Source organism: Providencia sp. PROV_01, assembly GCF_053098325.1.
Genome location: NZ_JBRFKD010000002.1, coordinates 873,326 through 893,684, shown reverse-complemented (window position 1 = coordinate 893,684; position 20,359 = coordinate 873,326). Strand labels below are relative to the sequence as shown.

The window sequence follows — 20,359 nt, the reverse complement described above, 5'->3', positions numbered from 1 at the left end:
GGCGTTATGATAAAACGATTGTTATTGTAATTAAAATGAATAGTCCTTATTGGAGATTGTCATGGCAAAACGTATTGAATTCGCGCAACATGGCGGCGCTGATGTACTTAACTTAGTAGATTATTCCCCAGCAAACCCAGCAGATAATGAAATTCAAATAGAAAACCGTGCTATCGGGATTAACTTTATCGACACCTATGTTCGCAGCGGTTTATACCCTGTTGCTAAGCTACCAAGTGGCCTTGGTACAGAGGCGGCAGGTGTTGTTGTGAAAACTGGTGCCCATGTCACAGGTTTCAAGCCCGGTGACCGTGTCGTTTATGCGCAAGGCCCTCTAGGTGCTTATAGCGAAGTCCATAATGTCCCTGAAAGTGCCGTGGCACACCTTCCTGATGGTATTACCTTTGAACAAGCCGCAGCCAGCTCATTAAAAGGCATGACGGTTTATTATTTATTCCATCAGACATATCAACTGAAACGTGACGAAGTCTTTCTGTTCCACGCCGCTGCAGGTGGCGTTGGGTTGATAGCTTGCCAATGGGCAAACGCGCTAGGCGCTAAGATGATAGGCACGGTGGGTTCTGCAGATAAAGCGTTAAGAGCCAAAGATGCCGGAGCATGGGAAGTCATCAATTACCAAACAGAAGACATTGCAGCTCGCGTGAAAGAAATCACTAATGGCGAGAAAGTGAATGTGGCGTATGACTCTGTCGGTCAATCTACATGGATTGCTTCTTTAGACTCGCTCAAGCGTCGCGGCTTAATGGTGAGTTTTGGTAACGCTTCTGGTCCTGTTACCGGTGTAAACTTAGGAATTTTAAACCAAAAAGGCGGATTATACGTCACTCGCCCATCACTGGGTGTCTATGTGACTAACCGTGCTGAGCTAGACCAAGCTAGTAATGCCTTATTTGATATGATTTTAAGCGGAAAAGTGAATGTAGATGTGCCGCAATCACAAATTTTTGCTTTAAAAGATGCACAAAAAGCTCACCTCACTATCGAATCAAGAAAAACCCAAGGTTCGAGTTTATTGGTTCCATAATAAGCGACTCAATATGCAAAAAGCGCCAAATGGCGCTTTTTTCCCCACATGATAGCTATTCGCCACGCGTCACAAACTCGAGAGCTTGCTCAACAACGACTAAGTCAGCCCCTTTTTTATGCGCATTTTCACTTAAATGACGACGCCACTGACGTGCGCCGGGGATACCTTGGAAAATCCCTAACATATGGCGGGTCATATGGCCTAAATAAGCGCCTTTCGATAACTCTTTTTCGATGTAAGGGTACATCGCTCTAACAGCGTCAACACCATTAGTGACAGGAAAGTGCTCACCAAACAATTGGTTATCAACCGCCGTTAAAATAGACGGGTTTTGATAGGCTTCGCGCCCCACCATGACGCCATCTAGGTGTTGAAGATGCTCTTTTGCTTCTTCCAGCGTTTTGACTCCACCATTAATCGCCATGGTCAAATGAGGAAAATCACGTTTTAATTGATAAACTCGCGGGTAATCAAGTGGTGGGATTTCGCGATTTTCTTTTGGGCTAAGGCCGGACAACCATGCTTTACGTGCATGGATAATAAACATTTCACAGCCGCCTTTATCAGAAACAGTTTCAATAAAATCACATAAAAACGCGTAGCTGTCTTGCTCATCAATACCAATACGCGTTTTTACGGTTACAGGAATAGAAACCACGTCTTGCATGGCTTTCACACAATCAGCAACAAGCTGCGCATCTCCCATTAAACAAGCACCAAAACGCCCATTTTGTACGCGATCTGATGGGCAACCTACATTTAGGTTAATTTCATCATAACCACGCTCTTGTGCCAATTTGGCACATTGCGCTAATGCGGCAGGATCGCTACCACCAAGCTGTAACGCAACAGGATGCTCTTCCTCACTAAAAGCAAGATAGTCCCCTTTTCCGTAAATAATCGCCCCTGTTGTGACCATTTCGGTATACAGCAAGGTGTTTTTGCTTAATAAGCGATGAAAATAACGGCAATGGCGATCTGTCCAATCGAGCATCGGCGCAACGGAAAATCGGTTTAGGTTGGTGTAGCCTTGTTTTGAGGTATTTTGATGCATGGTGGTCTTGTGTATTAAAATCAAATGGATAGCTCCAAAAGCAAGGAGCCAAGCAAAAACAGCAGGCTATTATAACATAGAGCGAATTAAGTGCGATGATGACGAAAATGAGCGGCTGAACTCAGTTAATTTAACGAAATAACCCCCGATATGAGCAATGTCGTATCGAGGATTTTTAAACCAATTATGTCATTTTAATACCCAGTTACGCACTATTTTTTCGCAGAAAGCAGTGCATAGCTAGTCATTAAGTTACGGTAATCAGGGATATGGTTTGAGAACAACGTTCCTAAACCTTCCACATCATTACGCCAATCACGGTGTAATTCACAAGCAGCACCAAACCAGCTCATCAGTTGAGCTCCTGCTTTTGACATTCTATCCCATGCGGCATCACGTGTTATTGGGTTAAATGTACCTGAGGCATCAGTAATAACAAAAACTTCATAGCCTTCTTCCAGTGCAGATAGTGCAGGAAATGCCACACACACTTCTGTCACAACACCGGCAATGATTAGCTGTTTTTTACCTGTGGCTTTAACCGCTTTGACGAACTCTTCGTTATCCCACGCGTTGATTTGACCTGGACGGGCAATGTAAGGCGCATCTGGAAAGGTTTCTTTTAATTCAGGAACTAATGGGCCATTAGGACCATCTTCAAAAGATGTCGTCAAAATAGTTGGTAAGTTAAAATACTTTGCCAGATCGGCTAGCGCTAACACGCTATTTTTGAATTTGTCCGGATCTTGGTCACGAACTAGCGATAACAAACCCGTTTGATGGTCAACAAGTAATACAGCTGCATTATCTTTATCTAGGCGGTTATATTTAAAGCTCATATCAACGACTCCTCAATGATTAGAAAAGTACTCTATATTGGTTCAGATAAAATAAAAGTGGCATTTAATCTACTTACTGATCCTAAAACACCACTTTTCATCAAAAATATTTCAATAAGATGAATTCACACAATTTGTTATTTGGTTTCAGCACTCATTGTGACAAAATTCCCCATACGAGCGCTGGTAATTGTATAGCTGTCTGCACCAGCCGCTTTAGCTTTAGCCGCAATTATCGCTTCTGTTGAAGCCAGTGTATCACCTGTTGCAGTGATTGTTACTGCTGATGCACCAAATGCAACGAAAGATAATACAGAAGCTGCCATCAAAGTTTTTAACATGTTCATAGTCTAATTCCTTCACTTAGTATTCGATGAGACAACCCTTGTTGTCTGCGATGAAGGTATCTTATCGATAATCACATTTAGGTTAAATCTAATAATATCGCTCATCTAGTTCAATTAAATTGAATAATATATGTGTAAGCGAAATAAGAAAGAGATTTATTGATAGTTAGGTGGAGAAATACATCGAGCTAAATATCGATGATTAGTTAACTATTTATTAATTCAATAAGTTACTCAGCCAATTCTGGAGTTGCTGCTGATAGCAAGTTCCTCATTGAAAAACTGAGTGTAACGAATAGGTTATGGAATAAAGGTGTTTAAATGCCTTATTTAATGCGTCATAAGGCATTCAAATACTAGATTTGTTGAAGAGAAACCTCACCAAATGTCATAAAGATCAAAGTATGCCCCGCAATTCCACGGTATACCCCTTGTTGACTATTGAGTTCGCAGGTTAATGCCGTTAATTGCCATGCATCATACTCTTCGATTTGACTAATGCGGGCGGTTAATAATGTGTTGTCTTTCCGCTCGCCATAAGCTTTCACCGCGATTGCATCTTGCGTTAAAGCGTTGTCGATAGAACTGTTTGCCCAACTCCACATCCAACTACCTTGGCTTTGGTCATATGTACCAACAATTTGCACCGGCGCTGTTGCCATAAGATTATCAGGTGCATGAAATATAATGGTTCCTTCGTCTTGGTTTACTGACCAATCTGCTTCATCTAATTTCCATGTATCACAATGAAATTGGTTTTTGGCCTGTAACGCATTCATGCTACGTTCAATTAATGCCTCATAAGGCATTTGTTCTATTTCATTATCCATTGATTACCCAATATTTTTTAATGCCTTGATAATTAACTGCCAGAATTTATGATGGTCTAATTTAACGGCAACTTGAGTATGGCAATTTTCAGGAGCCGGATGGCGGAAATCAGCCACTGTCATGCCTAACGTGTGCGTTCCGGTCAGTTCAATATTCACTGGGACTTTTTGTGTGGTCATTACGCTAGGGTCAATAACATAAGCAACCGCACAAGGGTCATGTACTGGCGGCGCATCGAAGCCTTGGGCCTGCTTGTACATTTTCCCAAAGAAATCCAGTAGTTCGACGACAAACTGCGAACAATCACTGCCAATCGCAGCAATTTCATTCACTACATCAGGAGTTGCTAACGCTTGATGGGTAAGGTCTAAGCCCACCATGGTTAACGGCCATTTCTCATTGAAAACAATATGAGCCGCTTCTGGGTCAATTTTGATATTAAATTCAGCTACCGCACTCCAATTCCCAACATGATAGCCCCCACCCATCAGCACCACTTCTTTAACTCGCTCGACAATGCGCGGTTCAAGACGAGCAGCAAGCGCAATATTGGTTAATGCGCCAGTAGGCACTAAAGTTACTGTTTTAGGCGGGTGAGACATAATGGTTTCGATAATCAGTGAAACGGCATGTCGCTCATCAAGCTGCAATGTTGGTGTCGGTAGTACAGGCCCATCAAGCCCTGAATCCCCATGAATGTCAGGCGCAACTTCAATTTCCCGAACTAAAGGACGTACCGAGCCAGCAGCAAAGGGAATACCCGTAATTTTCGCCATTTCAGCGATAGCCAGTGCATTATGAGTCACTTTTTCGAGGGTTTGATTGCCGGCAACGGTTGTTACCGCCAATAATTCAATGTCAGGGTTACCGTAAGCCAGTAATAACGCGATAGCGTCATCATGGCCGGGATCACAATCGAGGATTATTTTTTTGCTCATACCTTACCTTATTAAAATTGGAGTCAGAAATGGCACTGACCCCAATTTAACGAGCTAGCAAGGTAAAATCTATGCTTAATATCTGAATATTCAGAAATTTATTTTAAAACATGCGCATAGACTCGTTTTTTCTCACCTTCATTTTTTGAAATATAAACACCTTGTAACTCCGGCGCAAAACCCGGTAATGCATTAATACCAGTTTCTAGTGCCTTGAAATAGCGCAGTACTGGCCCTGACCATACTTCCCCAGGCACAACGCACAATACGCCTGGAGGGTACGGTAATGCCCCTTCAACAGCAATACGGCCTTCTAATTCATCCAATGGCAATAATTCACAGTTACCACGAATAAATTCTAAATGTGCCTGCTGAGGTGCCATTTTCACTTCAGGGAAGTGAGCTTTACGGAACATCTCTTTTTGCAGCTGTTTAATATTGTCATTAACGCTGAGCTGGTGCATTTCTTGGCATAAACGGCGTAATGTATAACCTTGATAATGATCTTGATAACGCAGATAAACAGAAGGCAATACATCCTCTAATAACGCATCTTCATCCAATAACTGTTCGAAGCGGACTAAATGAGATACTAGCAGTTCCAGTTTTTCATGTGTTTCTGCTGGGGTTAATAAAAACAGAATTGAATTTAAGTCACATTTTTCAGGGATCACACCATGTTCACGTAAAAAGTGAGCCAGAATCGTTGCAGGAACACCGAAAGATTCATATTCTCCACTTTCAACATCAATCCCCGGTGTCGTTAACATCAGTTTACAAGGGTCAACAAAGTACTGATCCTGCTCATAACCCTCAAATGCATGCCAGCGTTCTTGCGGTATGAAGTTAAAGAAACGTTGCTCAGCGGCGATCTGCTCTGTTGGGTATTCGTGCCATAACTTGCCATCGACAATTTCAGGGACAAAAGGCTTAAAATAGCGGCAGTGCTGAAATATCGATTTTCTTACCTCAATCCCCACTTTCACACAGTCCATCCACATCATTTTGCCTGCATCACCTTGGTGAATACGTGCATTGACATCCAAAGAAGCAAATAGAGGATAAAATGGGCTGGTAGAGGCGTGCATCATAAAAGCATTATTGAGTTTTTTGTGTGAAACAAAACGCTTTTGCCCCTTGATATGATTATCTTTTTTATGGATTTGTGACGCTTGAGAAAAACCAGCCAGTTGTTTATGAACTGACTGAGTGACCATGATCCCGGGGTCGTTCTCATTTAATTCAAGTAGCAATGGCGAGCACTGGCGCATCATGGGAATAAATTGCTCATACCCCACCCATGCGGAATCAAATAAAATGTAATCACATAAATGACCTATTTTATCAACGACTTGCCTTGCGTTATACACCGTACCGTCATAAGTTCCAAGTTGGATCACCGCTAAGCGAAATGGCCGTTTGGCTTGCGCTTTTTCTGGCATCACTTCTTGGATAAGTCCACGTAAATAACTTTCGCCAAAACAGTGCGCATCAATACCACCAATAAAACCAAAAGGATTACGCGCGGTTTCGAGGTAGACCGGTGTTGCCCCCGCCTGTATCAGCGCCCCATGGTGGTTTGATTTATGATTATTACGATCGAACAAAACTAAATCACCCGGTGTTAACAACGCGTTTAACACTACTTTATTGGATGATGAAGTGCCATTTAGTACAAAATAAGTTTTGTCCGCATTAAACACTTTCGCGGCGAATTTTTGCGCCTCTTTCGCTGCGCCTTCGTGAATCAATAAGTCGCCCATTGCGACATCAGCATTACATAAATCGGTACGGAACAGGTTTTCACCATAAAATTGATAAAATTGCTCCCCTGTCGGGTGACGACGGAAAAATTGGCCGCCTTGGTGCCCTGGGCAGGCAAAAGTGACATTATGACCCGCAGCATAATCCATCATTCGAGCAAAAAATGGCGGTAATAACTGCTCAAGATATTGATTCGCAGCATCGAGTAATTGACGACTATTTTCTTCACGAGCAGCGGGGGCGGGTGCTAATAGCGCCGTCAAATAAGGCGGTAAATTTTCATCGGTTGGCAGCTGTTTATCACTGATGATAAACAGCGGAATACTCAACTGGCTCTCAACGACTCTTTCCCACAGCCCTTGGTTGGCATCTTGTTCAGATAACACGACAGCGGCAATATTGTTTAACTGTGCATCGCGAATATCTATCCACTGAAATTGATTAGTGAAATAGATTGCGACCCCCTGGCTACATGCCACATTGATTTTGTTCATAGCAGTCTGGCTCTTAGTTAGCTGAGGAAAAGAGGCGGACAATATACTTGATAGATCAGGGAATTGAAATGATTAGCATGGTCGGAAAAAATAACCAGATTTAGAAAGTCGAATATATTTTATAAGCCACTGGTTAATAGCATAAAAATTCTATCTCATCACAACCCACGCCCCCATACTTCAGGCCATCATAAAGATAATAAAAAGATAAATTAACCAATTAACCCGATGATCACCACCAATTAATCGGTCAATTTATCCGTAATGGGACGTTAGTTGTTTTTTTCCACATACAAAGTCTGTGATGGGAATGCAAAGTCCGCATCGTGGCGTTTAACTATCTCAATGATCTTCAAATACACCGCTTGCTGCGCCGCTAACCATTCAGCCCAAACTGTTGTTTTGGTAAAACAATACACCATAATGTTTAACGAAGAGTCGGCAAAAGCATCGAAATAAACTAATAAGGTTTGACTGGTATCGATATTCGCATCTTGTTGCAACATTGTGCGGATATCGTCGACAATCGCCCCAATTTTGTCTGAATCTTCGTAACGTAAACCAATTTCAGTTTTGATGCGCCGGTTAGTCATGCGCCCTGGGTTTTCCACACTAATAGAAGAAAAAACCGAGTTGGGAATATAGAGTGGACGGTGGTCAAACGTAATAATTTTGGTGATCCGCCAGCCGATTTCAACTACCGTCCCTTCGATATTTCGATCCGGTGAACTGACCCAATCACCAATGTTGAAGGGCCGATCAAAATAGAGCATTAACCCAGAGAAAAAGTTACTCAAGATATCTTTACCGGCCATACCAATAGCAATACCGCCAATCCCACCAAATGCCATCAAACCAGAAAGGCTCATCCCAAAATGTTCACCAAACAGTAGCACCATAATGACAAATATCGTGGTTTTAAATACGCGGGCGACAATACGTGCCGAAGTGGGATCACTGCCTTTTTTAATCTGTGTTTTTTCTAGTCGGTTCGCTAGCTGGAACAGTTTTCGCATTAAAATCAATGCAATCAATGAGATGGTAATAAAATTAACCAGAGAAGTTGAAATAAAGGTTAAATCAAAATCCGTTGCTGCCATGTCTACATATTGGGCAATAACAATCACCACGCCACACAGCACAAGAGTTTGAACCACATGGATCAAAATACTTTTGCGCTTATGTTTATGTTTACGTCGTTTATGTACAATCTCAAAAGCTAAATAGATTGCGAGAAAAACCGCAATTAAAGTCATGCCAATCGCATATTTTTCAAGTAATGCTTCTATCATTTCTAACCGCCCTAAAATTTACCTGATAGATCTTATTTTTATTTGTTTTACTGTGTACTATTTCTCATTATCTTGTTATTAAGATAACAATTATAAAGATAATTTTCCCAATAATTATCAGTTACTTTTTAGATTATCCAATAATGAATAACAACCTATTTTCCCCAAATGAGAAAGAAATAAATAATGTCCATGCGCTTAGGCCATACCAACAGTATAACTACTTTGTCGGTAAAATTGCTGACTGGGAGCAAGTGTGGAGCCTCGGTGATGGGGAAAACCTCGTTACCGCATGGAATGATGAAAAATGTCTTTTTCTGCCCCTATGGCCTGCCAAAGCGTATGTTGAATTGTGTTTAACGGGTGAATGGGCGAATTTTACGCCAATGCTATTTACCCTTGAACACCTGATGACAGAAATTTTGCCTGATATGCATGAAGCAAATATTAAGGTTGCTTTGATGATGCAACCTGATGGAAAAAAAACATTAGTTTATGATGCGGCGGTGCTTCTCGCCGATTTAGCAGAAGAATGCCAACAATACGAGTAAAAGGCAGCAATGTGCTGCCTTTCTGAGGCAAAAAACTACTTTTCAACACCAGTAGTCACAGTAAATTCACGAGTTTGCCCCGCCTCTAACCAAATCAGTGTTTGGTTATTTTTCGCGGCTAAAAAGCCTTCTGGACGACAAGTTGCAGGGAGTACAAATGCGCCAACTTTTTGGTCACCATTGTACAAAATCCAACGAGTTGCATAATTTAGCTGGTTAGATTTAAAACGCGTTACAAACGTATCTCCTGCGGGTGAAATCATCCTAAACTCAGGCGTTGCGGTATATTGGCTAAGATCATCCATAAAAAACACAATTTCAGGGTCACACATTTGTGGCTGATTAAGCTGATTTAATGAGACTTTGCCAGATTTCAACGCTTCATTAAATGCCAGCCATTTTTCAGTTGGCTGTACATGCCCTGGTATTGATTCACGCAATTTAATCGCTTTTTCAGGAATATTTTGTGTTAGCGTTGCATTCTCCACGTAAGCATAATTCATATGGCACATATATTGGAGAGGCATAGGAACCGATGCTAAATTGGTGACTGACATATGAATATCAAATAATGCACTGCCCGCATTTAATTGCACTGACGGTGTCGCACGATAATGGTGACCAAAACCCATCACATACTCATATTCGCCGACAACTTTCAAACTTTCGCCTGTCAGTTCCAGCCAAGCGCTATCCATTGATGCACAAGGCATTTCCCCATGTAATGGGTGAGAATCTTCTGGAGAAGGGCAACCATTGCTGATTAAACCTGAATGGAATGCAAAGCAACCGTAGGTTTCAACTACTGTTGGAACTGATTTTGGCGCTGAAAACATATTTTCCATTTTCAGATTTTGGCCACAAAATTCCGCATCCCAAATCATTTGCCCTAAAAAAGGTAAAATCGTTAAATACCCTTGCTGATTTTCAATTCGTAACCCTTCCACGCCTGTTTGGTAACGAAATGCCGTGGCAGTAAATTGGTCATTTTTTAAAATAAGCGTCGGGTTTTCCGTAAATAAGCTTTTGTGAAGAGGTATCAATGTATTCATTTTCATACTCACGGTTTAATGAGATAAATGGAATTGGGCAGCTTACACTACCCAATTTGAGGAACTATTTCGTGGCTTGTTTCGCTTTAAAGCGGCGTTCACCCACAAAGTAAATACCGACATACACGAAGCACAGCATGGAAACAAGGAATGAAAGTTGTAATGAGTGCAACATGTCTGCGACATAGCCTTGAACCGCAGGGACAACTGCAGCACCGACAATCGCCATCACAATAACCGCCCCGGCCATTTCAGTATGTTCATTATCAACGGTATCCAAAGTGCCTGCATAAATAGTTGCCCAGCAAGGTCCAAACAGAATACTGACCATCACCGCTGCATAGACCGCTGTAAAACTCGGAATAAATGCAACATAAATTAGGAACAGCGCACCAATCACCGAGTAGATAATTAAGACTTTTTCTGCATTAAAGCGGGTCATTAAAATATTGGCAACAAACTTACCAATAAAGAAACAAGCGAAGCTATACACCATGAAATTCGAGGCATCACGTTCGTTAATATCCCCCATTTCTAATGCGAGACGAATAGTAAATGACCATACTGCCACTTGCATTCCGACATATAAAAACTGGGCAATAATTCCTTTTCTAAAGCGACTATTTTTCGCTAAATATTTTAAGGTTTCTAATGCAGTAGGACGCTTATGATCTTGCGTTTCTGCCACTTTACATTTAGGAAACTTAGTAATAAGGAATAAGATCATTACCACAACCAATACCATAATCATGTAACGATAAGGTTCGAGGGTATTTTCCAACATGGCTAAACGGAATTCATGGATTTGCTCCGCATTCATTCCCGCCATTTGGTTTTGTAAGCTATCCCCTTCGGAAAATACCAGATACTTGCCCAGTAAGATCCCGCCTGCGGCACCAATTGGGTAGAAGGTTTGGCTAATATTTAAACGCAATGTGGCGTATTGTTTAGGACCTATCATTGAACTATAGGTATTCGCGGCGGTTTCGAGAAAGCTTAAACCTATCGCAATGGCGAAAATAGCCGCCAAGAACATGGTATAGGTCGCCATATGAGATGCAGGGAAGAACATACTGCAACCCGCGATATACAGGATCAGCCCCACCATAATGGCATATTTATAACTGGTTTTTTTGATCACTAACGACGCCGGAATGGCGATTAAGAAATAACCACCATAGAATGCGCTTTGTACTAAAGCCGAGGCGAAGTTACTGAGTTCAAAGACACTTTTAAACTGTGTGATTAAAATATCATTTAATGCTGCGGCACATCCCCATAATGGGAACAGGCACGATAGTAGGATAAATTGGAATAGAGGTGTCTTACTCAGGTAGCCATCCGGTAACTGAGTGATGTTCTTAATGTTCATAGTAACCCTTATATTTTTATAATTTATACCCGATGAGTGGCTATGTGGCTCTGATGACCACTTAATTATTCAAAGGGTATATAGCTACGTTGGACTATTATTATTTAGCTATTCATTAGCGGTGTTGATTTGCACAAATTCATTAAATTGTTCAACACTTGGATAAGAAGATTGAGTTCCTTTCCCTGTCACACTGAAAGCCGAAAACAGAACGGCTTTTTTCAGTGCTTCTTCAATATTCCCCGTATGGACATAGTAATGCGAGAAGCAGCCGATAAAGGCATCCCCTGCACCACTGGTGTCAATCGCATTCACTTTAATTGCGGGTATATGTAACTCGCTGTCGCGAGTCATCCATAACGCCCCTTTTTCCCCTAATGTTACGATGACGTTTTTTAACCCTTTATCCAATAAAGACTGCGCAGCACGACGAATGTTATCCATCGTGTCGACTGGCATATTGGTTAAAATTTCAAGTTCCGTTTCATTAGGGACAAAGAAATCACATCGGCAGGCAAAATCGAGATCGAGCGTACGTTGTGCAGGGGCTGGGTTCAGTAACACTGGGATCCCATGTTTATTGCCAAATGAAATCGCGTGATAAACCGTTTCAAGCTGGACTTCTAATTGCAGAACGATCAACTTACATTTTTTCAGATCTTCCGCTGCACGATCGATATCTTCAGGTGATAAAAATTTATTCGCCCCTTTGACGATCAAAATACTGTTTGATGAATTTTGATTAACAAAAATAGGTGCGACGCCACTTGAGGTACAAGGCACTTTTTCCACATAACGAGTGTTAATACCGTAAGACTCCAAGTTACGGATCGTATTATCCGCAAAAATGTCATCCCCCACTTTGGTTAACATGATCACTTTTGAATTCAACTTAGCAGCAGCAACCGCTTGGTTCGCACCTTTACCACCGCAACCAATTTTGAAAGCTGGCGCTTCTAAAGTTTCGCCTTCTTTTGGCATTTGATCGATGTAAGTGATCAAATCAACCATGTTTGAACCAATAACTGCTATATCCATAATGTCCCTCGTGTTAAATAAATCACATAATGATATGATAGTAACATTATCATGTTGCAAAAATATCATTTGTGATTAGGATCTCGAATAACGAATGATCAAGTGTTATATCTACCACATTTCCTCATTCTTTGTTGTCTATCCCACATTTATATAGGAAAGTTGAAAATGCAAGACTTAGCAAAATATATTGATCACACTTTACTTGCTGCTAATGCCACTGTTAGTGATATTAAAACATTATGTGCCGAAGCGGCAGAACACCATTTTGCATCGGTGTGCGTAAACACAGGTTATGTTCCTTTAGCCAGCGAGCTTTTAAAAAACAGCGACGTTAAAGTTTGCTGTGTGGTAGGCTTTCCATTAGGCGCTTGCTTAACGGAAGCGAAAGCGTTTGAAGCAGCAGAAGCCGTGCGTCGTGGTGCTGATGAAGTGGATATGGTTATCAACATTGGCATGCTCAAAAGTGGCGACTTAGACTTTGTTCGCAAAGACATTGAAGCGGTATTTGCTGCCTGTGGTAAAGCAACATTAAAAGTTATTTTAGAAAATTGCCTGTTAACTGATGAAGAAATTACTCAAGTTTGTGAAATTTGCCGCACAATTAAAGTCGGTTTTGTGAAAACTTCAACAGGTTTCAGTACAATGGGCGCAACAGAACACCACGTGGCACTGATGCGTAAAGTGGTTGGCGATGAAGTCGGTGTAAAAGCCTCCGGTGGTGTGCGTGACCGTGAAACCGCAATTAAAATGATTGAAGCGGGTGCAAACCGTGTCGGTGCAAGTGCAAGCGTTGCCATTGTCACAGGCAATAACACCAAACCAAGTGACTATTAAGTGATGGGGCGCGGTCTAACCGCGCCAATTTTGTGTATTGAAAAAGGATTGTAGGGTGATAGAAACTAAACAAAAAGAACGCCTTCGCCGTTTAAGTGAATGTTTAAAACGCTCAGGACGCATTCATCTTAAAGAAGCTGCTAGAATACTCGAAGTTTCAGAGATGACTATTCGTCGAGACCTGAGCGCAGATACAGAAGGCCCAATTCCGATGTCACTGCTTGGTGGCTACATAGTTTCTGTTACCCAACCTGCTAATTTACTGACCCAAGAAGCACAAGCCGACATTTTCACCCCCGATCAAACGGAAGAATTATATATCCCGAACCTTGCCGCTAGCATGGTGACCGAAGATGATGTGATCTTCTTTGATAATGGCATTGAAATGGCCACCTTGATTTCACTCATCCCAGAAGAAATTAATTTCACCGGTATTTGTTACTCACATAACGTTTTCCTCGCCCTTAGCCAGAAAAAAAATGCCACTGCGCTATTATGTGGCGGGGAATATCGCCCTAAAAGTGATTCTTTTTACAACCCATCACTCCCCTCATTACTTGATTCAATCAACCCGAAAAAAGCCTTTATTTCAGCAGCTGGTGTGCATGGGAATTTTGGCGTAACTTGCTATAATCTCGATGATTTACCCATGAAGAAAAAAGCGATGGAAAAATCTATCCGTAAGATTTTACTCGCCCCTTATAACCTGTTTGATGAAGTCGCGACCGCCAATATGGGGGAATTATCACAATTTGATGTGATAGTCACAAATAGGCAACTTTCTGATGAATATGAGACATATTGTCGTAATGGCTTTGTGAAAGTAATTTATTAAAATCATCAATAGATTAAGCGGACAATATCTTGCCCGCTTACATTAGATCTTCACTGTCAAATAGTCTTCTGCGATTTCGCTCGCGGGGAACACAGCTTGGCATTCCGCGAGTAACTTTGGGATATCCTCACTCGTATAACGACCACTCAAGTGAGTGGCAATAAACCGTTTAACCCCTGCCGCACGAGCTAGCTCAGCCGCCTGTACCGTAGTCGAGTGCCCTCTTTCATTGGCTTTTTGTGCAAACTCCGCTTCTAGGGTCGTTTCATGGATCATCACATCGGCATTTCTCGCAAGTTCCAGCGCTCGCTCTGTCGGTTGCGTATCGCCAAAAATCGCAATAATCTTTCCGGGGATCGGTTCACCGAGGTAATCAGCTCCATTCACTGTTCGTCCATCATCAAGAACTATCGTTTCCCCCGCTTTAAGCGCTTGCATCCAAGGGCCACGAGGAATATTGTCATTAGCTAATTTCACTGCATCTAATGCGCCACGTTTCGGATGTTCTTCAATACGATAACCATAACACTCAACACGATGATCAAGGGCATAGGCCGTCACAATCAGTTCTCCATCGTCAAATAATTGGCCAGCTTCGATTTCCACTATCTCCAGTGGATATGTCATATAAGACACGCTCACGGTGAGTACCGTTTCAATAACCTGTTTTAACCCTTTCGGTCCATAAACAATCAATGGGTCTGTTGCTCCCCCCATTGAGCGGCTGCATAACAACCCGGGTAAACCAAAAATATGGTCTCCATGCAAATGAGTAATAAAAATTTTTTCAATTTTTGGTGTTTTAAATGGGCTATTTAAAATGCGATGCTGTGTCCCTTCACCACAATCAAATAACCAGTAGCTTTTACGGATACCGATTAAATTTAATATCATACTGGTGACATTACGCTCTTTTGTCGGCACGCCAGCACTAGTTCCTAGAAATGTTAATTCCATAATACCTCATCTAATCTTTTGTTTTTATTATGGTAAGATTTTTTCCAATTGAAAATTTCTTTATTTTATTCGTCTATTATTCAATATGTTCCAATTATAAATAAAAATCGGCTATTCCTAATTTCTTCCAATATACAAATCCCTTTTCTGTATTAGTCCAATTAATTCCCAAGTGTTTTTTACACCGCATATTCCACAATACTAAAAGTGAATATCTAATCTAGGAATATATTTAATGCTTTGCTCTAAAAAGAAATTTCCGGCCCCTTTGGCCTTATTGGTGGCGACCGGCTCATTAGCTATTATGTCAACATTGCCCAGCGATGCAAAAATGCTAACACCGGATGAACTCCCGCTTTTAGGGAGTCCTATCCCAAAACTAGAAAGTAACGATGGTGAACGTAACTTAGCGCAATACAGTAAAACAGCCGCAACATGGCTTGTAGAACAAAAAAATAGCCATGAAATCTCACAAATGGCGCAAAGTTATCTCAGTAATCAAGCAGCTAACGCCGCAATAGAGGAAATTACTCATTGGCTCTCAAAAGCGGGTAATGTGAAAGTCAGCCTGAATTTTGATAAGCAACTATCGCTTAAAAACAGTCATTTTGATTGGCTCATCCCTTGGTATCAACAAGCTAATATGTTGTTATTTACCCAGCACAGTATTCACAATACAGATGGCCGGTTGCAAAGCAATAATGGGATTGGTTTGCGTCATTTCAACGAGCAGAGCACCGTGGGTGTCAATGCATTCTTTGATCATGACCTTTCACATTATCATTCCCGGTTAGGCGTTGGGGCTGAATACTGGCAAGATTACTTAAAACTCAGCGCGAATACCTATTTTCCCGTTTCGTCATGGCGCAGCTCATCTGAGCTAACTCGCGCTTATGATGCGCGTCCTGCTCGTGGGTGGGATGTACAAGCACAAGGATGGCTACCGGATTACCCGCAACTGGGAGGTAGCCTTAAGTTTGAACAGTATGTCGGCCATAATGTGGCTTTAATGGGGAAAAATAAACTTCAAGAAGACCCTGCTGCCGCGACTATCGGTATGAATTGGACCCCTTTCACTCTTGTCACCTTTAGCGCCGATCACAAAATAAGTAGCGGATTACAAGATACCAGTGCCAAAGTGCAATTTAACTGGGTATTTGATAAGAATTTTATTGAGCAAATTGACCCTGCTAAAGTCGGTGAATCACGACGTGTTTCGGGTAACCGCCTTGATTTCGTCAATCGCAATAACAATATTGTTCTTGATTATCAAAAGAAAACTGAAATTCAATTGAAGCTCGTGGCAAAAATTCAAGGTAAAGCTGGACAAGAGCTACCGCTCGTACAATCGATGATAACCCAACACCCACTGAAAAAAATTGTCTGGAATGCACCTGAATTACTCGCTGCCGGTGGTGTTATTAGCTCATCGGGTCAAAATGCTACCGTAAAATTACCCACTTATAAAACGGCATCAACACCTTCAGAACGTGAGAAATTGAATCGTTATCGCTTAAGTGGTATTGCCTATGATATTCACGGTAATGCATCACCGACAAGTGAAACACTGATTGATGTGACCAGCACGAATACTGCAACGACTAGCCAAGCACAAATACAAAGTTTGAGAGTCGTTCAAACAGCAGCATTGGCTGATGGTAAAACAGCCAATATGGTTTCAGCCTATATCACTGACTCAAAGGGTAACCCCATATCAGGAGAAACAGTCAATTTTAGTGCGACTCGTGGAAAAATTAGCGCTCAAGGGGTGACAAATCAAAAAGGAATTATTGAGATGCCACTCACCAGTATGACAAGTGGTATCAGTGAGATTACCGCTACCGTAAATGGCCACAGTGAAACCGTTGCTGTCTATTTTATTAGTGGAAGCTTGAAAAAAATTGAGATCTTAAATACTCAATCGACCTATGCAGGTAAAGAGACAGCTATTGTACTCAAGCTAATCGATGAAAATAACAATCCAGTTTCTGGCGCTGATGGGATCATCATGGTCAATATTGGCAATAAACAAGTTCCTGTCGAGATTGAAGAGAGTTCGGTTAATTTAGGTGAGTATAGCGGGTTACTTGCAGGCCAAATGTCCGGAGATTACACCATTAGCGCTTCTTTACATGGAAAAACGTCACCTCAGCATACGTTCACGGTGAATCCACCACTGACAATTAATGCGATTAACTCTGATGGCAGCGGCCCTCATGGCCAACTTGGCGTTATTGATAAAGTCGAAATCACAACAAGTACCACGAATAACGTGAAAATAGGCGATGACGTACTTATCACAGTCACACTCAGCGATGCCTTTGGTAACACACTTGAGGGGATAAACCCTAAAAATATCGACCTTGGTCGCTATAACACTAATATCCTTGGCTGGTATGAAGACAGTGATGGAGATTATTCTACCTACTTAACATTACCGGCCACTGGTAACCTTGACATTATAGCTTCAATCAATGGGCATCCAAGCCAGACAATAACTATTTTAGTCACGCCTTAAACACGTCCTTTAGCGTACTCCCTCCGGCTCGGAGGGAGTCTAAAAAAATAGGATTCATCAAGCAATAAACCTACCATTCCAAAAATGTCCACAGTAAAAATTTCGCTTCCTTTTAAGTCCAATAAATTCACAAGCACATCTTGCTATCAGCCCTGACAATTGTAACGTTAATATTGATATCAGGAATATGTCCGATGAATGCCCCTTCGTCAAAATTGAAACCCAAGCTACCGAACCGTTTGGTACTCTCTACGGCTATGTGCTCAATAGCTATTGTGCCTGTCGCACCAAGTTATGCCCAAATCCCTCATTTGGACGATTTGCCGACACTCGGTAGTCATGCCATTCAATTTGAAGAAAGCCAACCAGAAGATACTACTGAACGTTTTTTAGCAGAATATGGGCAAAATGCCGCAAATTTTGCTGCTACAGAAAAAAACAGCAAAAATTTGGCAGAGATGGCGCAAGACTATGCACGCCATAAAGCCGCAAATATCGCGACTGATGAAATAACACATTGGTTATCGAAAGCAGGTAATGCTAGATTCAATCTTAACCTTGATAAAAAATTATCAATTAAAAATACCCAATTAGATTGGTTAATACCTTGGTATGACCAACCAGATTTATTGCTATTTTCTCAGCACAGCATTCATCGCACTGATGGTCGGTTACAAACCAATACAGGTATTGGATTACGTCATTTCCAGCAAAATAGCATGGTCGGGGTGAATGCTTTTTTTGATCATGATTTATCCCATTACCATTCACGATTAGGGTTTGGTGTAGAATATGCACAAGATTACGCCAGAATGAGTGTGAACAGCTATTTGGGGCTATCGACTTGGCGAAGTGCATCCGAATTAGCTTATGATTATAACGCGCGCCCTGCTAACGGCTGGGATATTCAATTTGAAGGCTGGTTGCCCACTTATTCTAATTTAGGGGCGAGCCTAAAATTGGAGCAATATTATGGCGATGACGTGGCTTTATTTGGTAAAAATGAGCGCCAGAAAGACCCTATGGCGGCGACTGTCGGCATCAATTGGTCTCCATTCCCCCTCCTCGCGCTAAATGCAGAACATAAAATGGGCAGTAGTGGCGCAAATGAAACAAGTGCAAAAATTGCATTCAATTGGTTGTTAGGGAAAAGCTTAGCGCAACATCTTGATGCTTCAGCGATAGAAGCTACCCGCCATATTCCTAGCAACCGCTATGATTTCGTTAATCGTAATAACAATATTGTGTTGGAGTACCAAAAGAAAACCTTAATTTCATTATCATTACCGAAAGTTATTCAAGGAATAACAGGAGAAGAGCTCTCTATTATCCGCAACTTAACCACTAAATACCCTTTAGACAAAGTTGTTATAGAAGCGCCTGAATTGGTTGCAGCAGGAGGAGAAATCCACCTTAATGGCATAGAAAGTTCAGTCAAACTACCGTCATATAAAATTGCCAACGACACCATTAAAAATCAACAACTCAACCTTTACCGTTTAACCGTGACGGCTTATGACACCAACGGAAATGTTTCCCCGCAAGCGGAAACGTTAATTGAAGTGACTAACACAGGCACTCTCACCATCAGCCATGCAAATACCGCCAAAAGAAACAATGCCGTTGCTGATGGTAAAGATGCAAATACATTCGCCGTAGTAATTAAAGATGCTCTTGGCCACCCTGTACCCAATGCGAAAGTAAACTTTATATTACCTGCAGGTCTTAAATCTATTGATCAAAAAAATACAGGATACGATTCCCTACTAAATCACTTTATGTGGAAAGCCCAAGCGGCGAAATCCGTTTCTGAACAGCCGTATAGCATCGTTACCAATAGTAAAGGTGAAGCTTCTATTCAGTTCACCTCTTTTATATCAGGAAGTTATGCAATAAAAGCAAAGACTGAGCATGGTACAGAAATGAATGAGATGTATAACTTTAAACCTGATATTAACCAATCATTTATTGGTAGCATTGATATCATTCAAAACAATGTAATGGCAGACGGGATCAGTAAAAACAAAATTAAACTGCATATTGTGAATAACAGCCGACAAAGCATTGCTGGCGCGCTTGTTCATTTTGAAGCGCCAAATGGCATTATCTCACCAGCTAAGCTGACTGATGAACATGGCAATACGGAATTAGAAGTTAGTAGCTTAGTTGAAGGTTCTATAGATATCATTGCAACCCTAAATGGCGATAGTAGAACAATACAAGTTAACTTTCAAAGGAATGGATCTGCGATAAATATTCAGCCAAGCACAGGAACTCTTTTCAAATCCCCAATAAATGAGCAAAACAGTCCTACACGCACGCCGTTAAGTTTGCTAAGGCAGTTATTTCAAAAAATAGGATAATACTTTCCGTATAAAATAGACTGAATCTAGCTGCTCTTTCAGTGTTAAAATTTGCCCCTTAACAGGGGCATTTTTAGTTCAATTAATCTAGCTTATTGCTTTATTGAATCGCGACTAAATTTACTATCATACCCACCAAATATTGCACTTTAACAAACCTTTAAAAGCCATATTCTAATGTTAGTATTTTGTATTTTCATAAGCTAATCAATTGTTTTTATTCAAGTAA

At 41.3% G+C, this 20,359-nt stretch carries 17 protein-coding genes; 6 read left to right on the top strand and 11 right to left on the bottom strand.

What is annotated here, in order from left to right; translation table 11 throughout:
• Window positions 1-61 precede the first annotated feature (61 nt).
• Window positions 62-1,045 carry a quinone oxidoreductase gene (locus ACU696_RS04710; protein ID WP_110731425.1) on the top strand — a complete coding sequence of 328 codons (984 nt, stop codon included), beginning with the start codon at window positions 62-64 and terminating at the stop codon, window positions 1,043-1,045.
• 55 nt (window positions 1,046-1,100) lie between these two features.
• On the opposite strand, the gene dusA is transcribed toward ACU696_RS04710, so the two are convergent.
• From dusA to ACU696_RS04675, 7 genes are all read right to left on the bottom strand, one after another.
• Window positions 1,101-2,102: a tRNA dihydrouridine(20/20a) synthase DusA gene (dusA, locus tag ACU696_RS04705; RefSeq protein ID WP_109912593.1), complete on the bottom strand. Its 1,002-nt coding sequence runs from the start codon at window positions 2,100-2,102 to the stop codon at window positions 1,101-1,103.
• A gap of 212 nt (window positions 2,103-2,314) precedes the next feature.
• A complete protein-coding gene (ycaC, locus tag ACU696_RS04700; protein WP_004914979.1) occupies window positions 2,315-2,941 on the bottom strand; it encodes an isochorismate family cysteine hydrolase YcaC in 627 nt (208 codons plus the stop codon).
• Between the two features lie 137 nt (window positions 2,942-3,078).
• The gene (locus ACU696_RS04695; protein WP_123382770.1) at window positions 3,079-3,288 is read right to left on the bottom strand and encodes a YdgH/BhsA/McbA-like domain containing protein; all 210 of its coding nucleotides are present in this window, start codon (window positions 3,286-3,288) and stop codon (window positions 3,079-3,081) included.
• Between the two features lie 356 nt (window positions 3,289-3,644).
• The gene (locus ACU696_RS04690) at window positions 3,645-4,118 is read right to left on the bottom strand and encodes a DUF6882 domain-containing protein (protein ID WP_115166508.1); all 474 of its coding nucleotides are present in this window, start codon (window positions 4,116-4,118) and stop codon (window positions 3,645-3,647) included.
• Between the two features lie 3 nt (window positions 4,119-4,121).
• Window positions 4,122-5,057: a uridine-preferring nucleoside hydrolase UriH gene (gene uriH / locus ACU696_RS04685; RefSeq protein ID WP_196719092.1), complete on the bottom strand. Its 936-nt coding sequence runs from the start codon at window positions 5,055-5,057 to the stop codon at window positions 4,122-4,124.
• A 98-nt stretch (window positions 5,058-5,155) separates the two neighbouring features.
• Complete coding sequence (locus ACU696_RS04680; RefSeq protein ID WP_110731426.1) at window positions 5,156-7,315, bottom strand: ornithine decarboxylase; 2,160 nt, start codon at window positions 7,313-7,315, stop codon at window positions 5,156-5,158.
• Between the two features lie 272 nt (window positions 7,316-7,587).
• Window positions 7,588-8,607 (bottom strand): mechanosensitive ion channel family protein, encoded by a 1,020-nt coding sequence (locus tag ACU696_RS04675; RefSeq protein WP_109912597.1) that lies wholly within the window; start codon window positions 8,605-8,607, stop codon window positions 7,588-7,590.
• A gap of 143 nt (window positions 8,608-8,750) precedes the next feature.
• Between ACU696_RS04675 and ACU696_RS04670 the strand changes: the two genes are divergently transcribed.
• The gene (locus ACU696_RS04670; protein WP_004915000.1) at window positions 8,751-9,158 is read left to right on the top strand and encodes a DUF2750 domain-containing protein; all 408 of its coding nucleotides are present in this window, start codon (window positions 8,751-8,753) and stop codon (window positions 9,156-9,158) included.
• 35 nt (window positions 9,159-9,193) lie between these two features.
• Here ACU696_RS04670 and ACU696_RS04665 read toward each other — a convergent pair whose 3' ends face one another.
• The 3 genes from ACU696_RS04665 to rbsK form a co-directional block, all read right to left on the bottom strand.
• Window positions 9,194-10,210, bottom strand: a complete 1,017-nt coding sequence (locus ACU696_RS04665; RefSeq protein WP_164528349.1) for an aldose 1-epimerase family protein — start codon at window positions 10,208-10,210, stop codon at window positions 9,194-9,196.
• 64 nt (window positions 10,211-10,274) lie between these two features.
• Entirely contained in the window at window positions 10,275-11,582 is a 1,308-nt protein-coding gene (gene fucP / locus ACU696_RS04660) for an L-fucose:H+ symporter permease (protein WP_004915008.1), read from the bottom strand.
• A 108-nt stretch (window positions 11,583-11,690) separates the two neighbouring features.
• Window positions 11,691-12,620, bottom strand: a complete 930-nt coding sequence (rbsK, locus tag ACU696_RS04655) for a ribokinase (RefSeq protein ID WP_004915011.1) — start codon at window positions 12,618-12,620, stop codon at window positions 11,691-11,693.
• A gap of 168 nt (window positions 12,621-12,788) precedes the next feature.
• Here rbsK and deoC point away from each other — a divergent pair, with 168 nt between their 5' ends.
• Window positions 12,789-13,457, top strand: coding sequence for a deoxyribose-phosphate aldolase (gene deoC, locus ACU696_RS04650; protein ID WP_109912599.1), 669 nt, complete (start codon window positions 12,789-12,791; stop codon window positions 13,455-13,457).
• Between the two features lie 55 nt (window positions 13,458-13,512).
• Entirely contained in the window at window positions 13,513-14,292 is a 780-nt protein-coding gene (deoR, locus tag ACU696_RS04645) for a DNA-binding transcriptional repressor DeoR (protein WP_004915016.1), read from the top strand.
• Window positions 14,293-14,334: 42 nt separating this feature from the next.
• On the opposite strand, the gene rnz is transcribed toward deoR, so the two are convergent.
• Entirely contained in the window at window positions 14,335-15,249 is a 915-nt protein-coding gene (rnz, locus tag ACU696_RS04640; RefSeq protein WP_209102659.1) for a ribonuclease Z, read from the bottom strand.
• A gap of 235 nt (window positions 15,250-15,484) precedes the next feature.
• Here rnz and ACU696_RS04635 point away from each other — a divergent pair, with 235 nt between their 5' ends.
• Window positions 15,485-17,767, top strand: coding sequence for an inverse autotransporter beta domain-containing protein (locus tag ACU696_RS04635; RefSeq protein WP_209102657.1), 2,283 nt, complete (start codon window positions 15,485-15,487; stop codon window positions 17,765-17,767).
• A gap of 194 nt (window positions 17,768-17,961) precedes the next feature.
• On the top strand, window positions 17,962-20,130 hold the full coding sequence (locus ACU696_RS04630; protein WP_209102654.1) for an inverse autotransporter beta domain-containing protein: 2,169 nt from the start codon (window positions 17,962-17,964) through the stop codon (window positions 20,128-20,130).
• Window positions 20,131-20,359: the final 229 nt, after the last annotated feature.